The sequence below is a fragment of the Zarconia navalis LEGE 11467 genome (assembly GCF_015207075.1).
Lineage (GTDB): Bacteria > Cyanobacteriota > Cyanobacteriia > Cyanobacteriales > Geitlerinemataceae > Zarconia > Zarconia navalis.
Window position 1 is genome coordinate 1 of the sequence record NZ_JADEXN010000214.1, and the last position, 8,142, is coordinate 8,142.

The 8,142-nt window shown below is 50.2% G+C and carries 5 protein-coding genes; 3 read left to right on the forward strand and 2 right to left on the reverse strand.

Annotated features, from left to right (window positions below):
* Window positions 1–639, forward strand: a 639-nt coding sequence (locus tag IQ235_RS12425; protein ID WP_319592585.1) for a thioredoxin family protein, incomplete at its 5' end; no start/stop codon positions are given.
* Between the two features lie 71 nt (window positions 640–710).
* Here IQ235_RS12425 and grxC read toward each other — a convergent pair.
* Together grxC and IQ235_RS12435 are read right to left on the reverse strand one after the other, a co-directional pair.
* Window positions 711–965: a glutaredoxin 3 gene (gene grxC / locus IQ235_RS12430; protein ID WP_264321776.1), complete on the reverse strand. Its 255-nt coding sequence runs from the start codon at window positions 963–965 to the stop codon at window positions 711–713.
* Window positions 966–1,616: 651 nt separating this feature from the next.
* Window positions 1,617–1,790: a hypothetical protein gene (locus IQ235_RS12435; RefSeq protein WP_264321777.1), complete on the reverse strand. Its 174-nt coding sequence runs from the start codon at window positions 1,788–1,790 to the stop codon at window positions 1,617–1,619.
* Window positions 1,791–2,212: 422 nt separating this feature from the next.
* On the opposite strand from IQ235_RS12435, the gene IQ235_RS12440 reads away from it, so the two are divergent.
* Both IQ235_RS12440 and IQ235_RS12445 read left to right on the forward strand, forming a co-directional pair.
* Window positions 2,213–4,234, forward strand: a complete 2,022-nt coding sequence (locus tag IQ235_RS12440) for a calcium-binding protein (RefSeq protein ID WP_264321778.1) — start codon at window positions 2,213–2,215, stop codon at window positions 4,232–4,234.
* Between the two features lie 541 nt (window positions 4,235–4,775).
* On the forward strand, window positions 4,776–8,142 hold a 3,367-nt coding region (locus tag IQ235_RS12445), incomplete at its 3' end, for a two-partner secretion domain-containing protein (protein ID WP_264321779.1).

Sequence of the window (8,142 nt, forward strand, 5' to 3'; positions counted from 1 at the left end):
CTTAAGATGAGTACTCAGCAAGACCTTATCGGCTATCTATCTAAACTCCTAATGGTACTCACGCCTTCAACGATGTTGCAACTTGGTACGACCGCACCGGATTTCCAACTTCCGGATGCAGTCTCCGATCGTACCCTTTCTTTGGCTTCATTTGCCTCGAAAAAGGGACTGTTAGTCATGTTTATCTGTCAGCACTGTCCTTTCGTACAACACATTGGACAACAACTAGCAAGCTTAGGGAAAGACTACGCGGACTCGGAACTAGGGATAGTGGCTATTAGCGCCAACGATGCGGATAAATATCCCGACGATGCTCCCGATGGCTTGAAGAAGATGGCCGTTGATGGTGGCTTTACCTTTCCCATTTGTTACGACGAAAGCCAGGAGACGGCAAAAGCTTACACGGCAGCCTGCACGCCTGACTTCTTTTTATTTGACGATCGACGGCGATTAGTTTATCGAGGACAACTTGATGATAGCCGACCGGGAAACGATCGACCCGCCAACGGACGGGATTTACGAGCGGCGATCGACTTACTGCTCGCAGACCAGGAAATCGACCCCAACGCCCAGAAACCGAGCATCGGTTGCAATATCAAGTGGAAGCCGGGAAACGAACCAGACTATTTCAAAAATTAAGGACTTATGAGTCGCTCTCGTGCGGCTTTGAGGGAAACTCGATCGAGCCGAAGCTTTTGACCGATCGCTTTTTATAGCAGCGGATCGAGTTTACCCCGATCCTCTAGGGCGTACAAGTCGTCGCAGCCGCCAACGTGCAGATCGTCGATGAAAATTTGCGGGAGGCTGCGCTTGCCATTAGCTCGTTCGGACATTTTATCCCGTGCGTCTTCGTCACCATCAATGACGTACTCGATATACTCGACTCCTTTGCGATCGAGTAATGCTTTTGCTCGAATGCAAAACGGGCAATAGGTCCAAGTGTAAACTTCAATATTGGCGGCCATTGAGTTTTCTCAAGATTTTTGAAATATTTCTTAATTTTAGCTCAAGCCCAACAGCTCCGCGCCGACCCTACCCTATTGATGATGACTGGGGTCTACCTTTGACCAAAACCGCGATAATTTCTACTAGACATCGAATAAAGCTCGAACTTTGCGCAGACGAATGGGGAATGTAGAAGTTCCCATTTTCGATGAAAATCAGCTCGATCGCCGAGCATCGTAGTAACGGTTCAAAATAAACACGCAAGAAGTTCGATTTGAAGTGACTTAGTTTGCGTATTTATTCGGTATGGGACGAAGTCAAACCGTATTTTTACGGTCTATCTCTTTACTTTAAGTTAAAATTTGCCAATATTACTTCGTTCAATCTTTATTTGTATATAGGCCATTTGGCGGATATCATTTACTCTAGAATGAGTTCTAATAGATAACAAGCAAAACAGCTTACCTCAATCGAAATTTAATTGGAAGATTTAGAGTTCGATTGAATTGAAAATCGCGGTGCATCAGTCTGTACTTTTATCGGACTCCGCGCAATGCAGAATAATCTCGACCTTACACTTACGTCTATTGTGGTATCGATCGCCACAGATCGTCCACCCCCTAGAAAGATTAACTCTAGGAAATTAAGTTTTTAGTGCATCCCGATCGTCTTTATCGATACGGTAGCGAAAGACGATCGCCCTGGGAACAAGTTGCAGTCAAATCGAAGCGATCGCCCTGTGCGATCGGGTCTCGAACAAATAGCTCGAATTCCTCCATGCCGACAACGTGTTGGAAATTTAACAGACAGAGGAAGATACAAGAATTGAATATTATTTCAGTCAATCTTGTTACTTCGTGTGGATAAATTTCGTATTCCTCTTCTGTCTTTTTTTCACCAGTGAGCTATTTGATAATCGAACCTAGTTTTAGATCGAGACTGAGGCAAATTTTGCCAGCTTGCGATGCAAAATTTGATGCACGAGTGGTACACAAGCCGCATCATTTATCATGCAAATTTTGGGTTAAATTCGATCGCAATATTTTGTAAGTTCTTGCAAGAATTCTCCCGAAGGTTGCCAAAACTATCCGTACTAAAGGATATAAATCGAGCTTTTATCTAACACTCATTAAAAATAACCGGGTGTTGGGTTGAGATGGCTCACAATCTACCCATTCGATCGAATCATTCGATCGGTTTTTGGGATAACTTCCCAATTTCATCAAACAACAACAAACCTAACTAAACGAGAAGGAAGGAAACAATCATGGTTGATCTCGCTGTTTGGAATTTTGAAGATAATAATCTAACCGCTGATGGTGGCAACCCAAACAACGCTAATGCTTTGGCCTCGGCTGGTGCTGGACTTACTGCTAATATTCAGCAGAATAATAATCTTTGGAGAGCAGAAGGTTGGAACGCTGAGGCTACGGACTACCTTCAGTTTGAGGTCGATTTGTCTGGTCACGAAGATATACAAGTCGCTCTCAACGCACAGCGAGGTGCACAAGGTCCAGCAACCCAAGACTTTCAATACAGTCTTAATGGAACAGACTTCACCTTAGTTGAAGATATTGGAATTCCGGCACAGCCAGGTTTCGCTGATTACACAATTGATTTAAGCAATATTGACGCGATCGACGATCGAGATCGAGTATTTTTCCGAATTGTTGGATCGACAGCAAACAAAGCCTTTCAAATTGATACCATCGCCTTCACTGGTACCGAGATTGTCGTCGAGAACGACATGACACCACCCACCGCAACGATCGCGATCGCCGATGGAGGTTTAGCCACCATCACTTTCGATGAAGATGTCACCGGAGTCGATATTTCTGACTTTGGCTTCACTCAAAATGGCACTGGAGTCGATATCAGCGGTCTGACTGTCACTGAGGTCAATGCCACCACATACACCATCGATCTCTCCACGGTGACGACTGCCGATGGTGCTTATGCTCTCACTCTGAATGCAGCGACTTCACTCATTCAAGATACTGCAGCAACTCCGAACGATCTTGCTGCCGATGCTACAGGCAACCTGACTGTCGCTGGACCTGATATCACCGCCCCCACAGCAACGATCGCGATCGCTGAAGGGGGTGTAGCCACCATCGTCTTTGATGAAGATGTCACCGGAGTTGATATTAATGACTTTGCCTTCACCCAAGATGGCAACGTCATTAATATCAATGCTTTGGCTGTGACGGCTGTTGATGCAACGACATACAACATCGACCTCTCCACGGTGACGGCTGCCGATGGTGCTTATGTCCTCACGCTGACAGCGAACAATTCTGGTATTGCGGATACTGCAGCAACTCCGAACGATCTTGCTGTCAATGCTACGGGGAACTTGACTGTGGGCGGCGATGGTGGCACCGATGGCGGTACCGATGGCTCCACGGAACTTCAATTCCCCGATTTCCCTGAAGCACCTACTACGGAAAATGCCGTTCCCGGTGATGACTCTAGCAATATTCTCTCCGGTGGCGAAACCAGCGATGCGATCGATGGTGGTGCTGGCGACGATGCGATCGAGGGTGGTGGCGGTGACGATGCCATTGATGGTGGTATTGGTGACGACGACATTGATGGCGGTGCTGGAAACGACGTCATTGATGCAAGCAACGGTGCCGACTTGGTATTTGCCGGTGAAGGTGACGATGCGGTAAATGGTGGAGATGGCAAAGACATTATCAGCGCTGGCACCGGAAATGACATTATTGAAGGCGGTCAAGGCGACGACATTATATTTGGTAATGCCGGAACCGACTTTATTCAAGGTGGTTTAGGTGCCGACGTAGTCTTTGGCGGTCAAGGTAGCGACGTTATTGATGGTGGTGAAGGTGACGATGCTCTTGTCGGCAACCTCGGCGATGACAGTATTACCGGTGGCGCAGGCAACGATGTAATTTTCGGAAATGTCGGCACCGACCTCCTTGATGGCGGTGTCGGTGACGATTACCTCTTAGGTGGCAAAGGAAACGACACTCTAATTGGTGGCGACGGAAACGACGTACTCGCAGGCAACCTGAGCGACGACTTGCTCACCGGTGGTGCCGGGGGCGATCGTTTCGACTTCCTCTCCAACGATGGCAACGATATCATCACCGACTTCCAGGATGGTATAGATATCATCGGCCTAGAAGCCGGCTTCACCTTTGCGGACTTGACAATTACCCAAATCGATGCAGACACCCAAATCCAAGCGGGTGGTGCATCCATTACTCTGCAAGGTGTCGATTCATCCCTCATTAGCGAAGCCGACATCGCCTTTATCCTGTAATCCGATCGGACGATCGTTCCTCGCTCTTAAATATATCTAGGGGTAGTTCTCACGGGGCTACCCCTTTTTGTAAGATCTCTAGTATGTCTAAACTCCAGTCGGTGACACTAACAAGTGTGGAGTCTCGGTATCGCCACCACCACTTTTGGGAAGACATCGTGTTAGCAGACAGGACAATAGATCGCAGGTACTCGTTGAGTATCTCTCGATCTCCAGAACTAAATGCGATCGAAACGACCCTAAAGATTTAATTTTCATCATAAAAACAGTAAAATAAGGTCATTCTATGGTAAAAGTTCAAAGAGCCGTCTTTAGTATTTGTCGATTTTTTCATAACTCTGTTAAACAAAATTTTGTCATCAACCGATCGGTAGTAGCTGTTAGTATATTTGCTCGATGTGTCCGGTTTTTCCGTTAAAAGCCTTTTTGCCATGGGAATTGCCCTCATCGAGCCAATCTAGTTGGGAATAGGTCAGCATCGGTAATAGACTCAGTTCTTCAATCTATCGTTAACTATTCATTCATCAGAAACAGGCTACCCATGCAATTTTCGATCGGATCTCTTAAATGGGGTTGGAGCCTCCTTCCTTTTGCGGGGCTAGTTGCCCTCTCTCCAGCTCAAGGACAATCGATCGTGCCCAATTCAGATGGAGCGGGAACCATGGTGATTCCCGACGGAGATCGCTTCGATATCGACGGAGGGCGGCGGTCTGATGACGGTGCGAACTTGTTTCACAGCTTCGATCGCTTCGGACTCGAGGCCGGACAAAGCGCCAACTTTTTGTCGACCCCCGACATTCAAAATATTTTAGGTCGCATCACCGGAGGTGACCCGTCGATCGTTGACGGTTTAATTCAAGTCAGCGGCAGCAATGCCAACCTATTTCTCATTAACCCGGCGGGATTGGTATTTGGGCCCAATGCCACCCTGAACGTCTCAGGGGACTTCACCGCCACCACCGCAACGGGGATCGAATTCGAGGACGGCGGATGGCTCAATGTCATCGGAGCCAACGATTGGGCGAGTTTGGTGGGCGATCCCAGCGGATTTGCTTTTATTGCCACCACTCCAGACGCTTCGACCTTCGCCCCCGCAGCGATCGTTAATGAAGGAACGCTCGAAGTCGCAGCCGGTCGCAATTTGAGATTGTTTGGCGGCACGGTTTTCAATACGGGAACCCTGCGGGGAACTGGGGGAAACATTAGCGTCGCCGCCGTAGAGGGCAATAATTTGGTGCGTCTGAGTGCCGAAGGCAGTCTCCTGAATTTGGAAGTGCCAACAGCAGCCCAATCTACTGTTTTGCCTTTTACTCCCTTAGAATTACCGGAACTGCTCACCGGAGGTGCGTCCGATGTCGATACCAGCCGAATCGAAGTTGCTGCTGACGGCACGGTGAGTTTGATGGGGTCTGGAATGCAAATCGACCCGCAAACTGGGGACGCGATCGTCTCGGGAACTTTGGATGTATCGGCGGACGATCCGATGTCTGAAGTCACTGTTTCCCCCTCGGTACAACTGCTCGGCGATCGAGTCGGCGTCTTGGGCGCGACGATCGATGCTTCGGCCATCGGTGGTGGCGGTACGATCTTCCTTGGGGGCGACCTACATGGTAACGGGACCCTCCCCAACGCCTCTCGTACCCTCGTTGATGCAAACTCAGTGCTTCTGGCCGATGCGATCGGTCTCGGAGATGGGGGAACCGTGAATCTCTGGGCCAACGAAGTCACGGGATTTTACGGTGAGATTAGTGCCCGAGGAGGAGCAAACGGCGGAGATGGTGGTTTTGTCGAAATCTCCGGTCAGCAAACTCTATTCTTTGAGGGAGCGGTAGATGTGGGAGCAGAGCTGGGAGATGCAGGAACTCTACTCCTCGATCCGGCCAACATCACCATTATCGAGGGGGAAATCGATCCAGATCCCCCAGCCTCGATCCCCATGGAGGAGCCACAGACTCCAACAGCCCCCGATGATTCGGAAACGCCCGACAATGCCTTACCCGATATTCTAGAAGATGACTTTTCCGATGAGGAAATTACCCTAGATGCTCGAAACCTCGAAGAGCAAGAAGGAAATGTCGTTCTAGAAGCAACTAACGATATCACCCTCGCTCCTGGGGTTTCGTTGGAGTTCGCACCAGAGGGAGGGGCAATTTCCTTTGTCGCCGATGCCGATAACGACGGTATGGGTAATTTCTCGATGGATTTAAGGCTTTCGATCGCAGCCCGAGGACGTAATGTATCTATCTCTGGAGCTAACATCAACGTTGGTAACATCGATACATCCGGGATCGGTTCGGGTCCGGGAGGCGATATTATCCTTCAAGCTTTCAATGGAAGCATTAATGTGGGTCCGTTGGATAGTCTGGGGACTCTCAATGCCAGCAGCCAAAGTGATGGTGGGAAAATTGAGCTAAGTGCGATCGACGATATTGCCCTAGGGGAGCTAAGCAGCTTTTCCCAACAACTAGGAAACCTAAATGCCCAGAATGGGGGAGACATCGATCTGTCCACCGAAAACGGTAATATTTTTGTCGGCCGAGACATCCGAACGTATTCTTCGAGTGAGAGTGGCGTGGCTGGCAATGGTGGGAACCTGACTGCGCGCGCGACTCGAGGTGCGATCTGGCTCCGGGGTGACATTCTTACTCGTGCGCTCGGAGAACCGGACTCCATCTCCAGCTCTGGAGGGGCGATCGATCTCACTGCAGGGACTAATCTTAGACTTTTCGGCGCTCTTGACTCCAGTAGTACTGGGACTGGAGGGGCGATCGGCCTGAATGCGGGCAACAATATCTTTCTGAGTACCCTCAATAGCCAAGGTGGTCGTCAGGGGGGGGCGATCGATATTTTTACCAGCGGATCTTTGCAAGCAACCGGTACGTTTCTGGCCACTAATGATGAGGATGCTAGCATCTCTTCTGTGGGAGAAAAGGGGGGTTCGATCGAGATTGAAGTCGGTAGCACCCTGGATACGGCGGGCGCAATTACTAACGGCACCGATACTGTTATCGAAGGAACGGAGTCCGTAACCCAAGGTGGTATTACCATCACGATCGGGTCAGAGCCAGAGCCGGAACCGGAACCCGAACCCATTCCAGAACCGGAGCCGGAGCCAGAGCCGGAACCGGAACCCATTCCAGAACCGGAGCCGGAGCCGGAACCCGAACCCATTCCAGAGCCGGAACCCATTCCAGAGCCGAAGCCCGATCCAAAGCCCGACCCGGAAACTGACCCGGAAATCGGACCTCGGCCGACACGCGGACTAGGAGAAGAGCCAGAACCGGACTCCACACCCGCACCAGAACCAGAGCCGGTATCAGAACCGGACTCCACACCCACACCAGAACCAGAGCCGGTATCAGAACCGGACTCCACACCCACACCAGAATCAGAGCCACCATCAGAACCGGACTCCACACCCACACCAGAATCAGAGCCACCATCAGAACCGGACTCCACACCCACACCAGAATCAGAGCCACCATCAGAACCGGATTCGGAGAGTAGTCTCGACAACAATCTCGTCGAATCGTCGATCGCTACCGACCTCAAAGTGAGTGAGGAAACCACTGCCTCGAATCTAGATATCGATACTTCTATCACAAACGCTTCCACCACGCAGACGCAATCGGGTCTAGAGATTAGAACCTCCCGGAGCGATATATCGGTATCGGAAACCAGTTCTTCAACTTTAGGTCGCAGCACTCGCAATTCAGACCCATCCGAAACAGACGAAGAACGCGAGACCGCTCCTGAAGCCCAAGGGGAGGCAGAAGACTCCACCAATACAGCCCCCACCTCACCCGACACCATCGAAGAGACCGCTCCTGAAGCCCAAGGGGAGGCGGAAGACTCCACTAATACAGCCCCCACCTCACCCGACACCGTCGAAGAGACCGCTCCTGAAG